This is a genomic window from Oleiphilus sp. HI0043 (assembly GCF_001634935.1).
Map to the genome: position 1 here is coordinate 1 of NZ_LWEY01000414.1, position 1,434 is coordinate 1,434.

Here is a 1,434-nt window from a genome sequence, read left to right on the forward strand (position 1 = left end):
GCGTTTAGAATATAGAGGATATGATTCAGCAGGGTTGGCTTTATTGTCTGAAGCAGGCGAATTTAATCGCTTGAGACGTATAGGCAAAGTTCAAGAATTGGCAGACGCACTAAAGGCAAACCCTTGCAAAGGTGGAACCGGTATTGCACACACACGTTGGGCAACTCATGGTGAACCTAGCGAACGTAATGCCCACCCTCATGTATCAGGTTCCGAAATTGTAGTTGTTCACAACGGGATCATTGAAAACCATCATACTCTGCGTGAGAAGCTAAGTGCCGTGGGTTATGAATTTGCTTCGGATACAGATACCGAGGTGATTGCTCATCTAGTTCATCATGAACTAAAAACACATGACTCACTATTATCAGCATTCAGATCAACTGTGAAGCAATTAGAAGGTGCTTACGGAACGGTTGTTATGGATACCAGTGATCCAGACCAGCTAATTGCAGCGCGTTCTGGTAGCCCATTAGTGATAGGATATGGCATAGGAGAAAACTTCCTGGCATCAGATCAATTAGCATTATTACCAGTAACGAACCGTTTCTCCTTCCTAGAAGAAGGCGATATCGCCGTACTGACACGCCAAGACGTGACCATCTATGATGCTGTAGGTAGTGAAGTATCAAGAGATATCAATGAGTCTGATGTCTCGCATGATGCTGGCGACAAAGGGCCATATAAGCACTACATGCTAAAAGAAATCTATGAACAGCCGATTGCTATTAAGAACACCTTAGAGGGTAGAATTGCAAACGGCCAGGTTCTTGACACGGCCTTTGGTGAAAATACAGCAGAGATTCTAAAAGGCATTGATCACGTTCAAATTATTGCCTGTGGTACGAGCTACCACGCCGGCATGGTCGCACGTTATTGGTTTGAAGAAATTGCTGGTGTGTCGTGTAATATCGAAATTGCATCTGAATTTAGATATAGAAAGTCGGTTGTTCCGGCTAATGCACTATTGGTTACAATCTCGCAGTCAGGTGAAACAGCCGATACCCTGGCAGCACTAAGACTGGCCAAAGAAATCGGATATAAAGCTAGTTTGACCATTTGTAACGTGCCTGGTTCTTCACTAGTTCGTGAGTCAGACTTAAACTATATGATGAATGCGGGCGCTGAGATCGGCGTAGCATCCACCAAGGCATTTACCGTTCAATTAGTTGGCTTACTGCAGCTTGTCGTCGCTATTGGAAAGAACAAAAATATGCCAGCCGAAACGGAAGCTTCGATCGTTGAGGCCTTACAGGCACTTCCTTCAATCATCGAACAAAGCTTGGATATGGATAAGCAAATAGCCGAATTGGCGGAAGACTTTGCTGACAAGCACCACAGTTTATTCCTGGGTCGTGGTGATCAATACCCGGTTGCGATGGAAGGTGCACTGAAGCTTAAAGAGATTTCGTATATTCACGCTGAAGCTTATGC

Annotated in this window: 1 protein-coding gene; it reads left to right on the top strand. The window is 44.6% G+C overall.

All coding sequences use genetic code 11. From position 1 onward, the window contains the following. Positions 1 to 43: 43 nt before the first annotated feature. Positions 44 to 1,434: glutamine--fructose-6-phosphate transaminase (isomerizing) (gene glmS / locus A3729_RS05390; RefSeq protein ID WP_231877345.1), on the top strand; the 1,391-nt coding region annotated here is incomplete at its 3' end.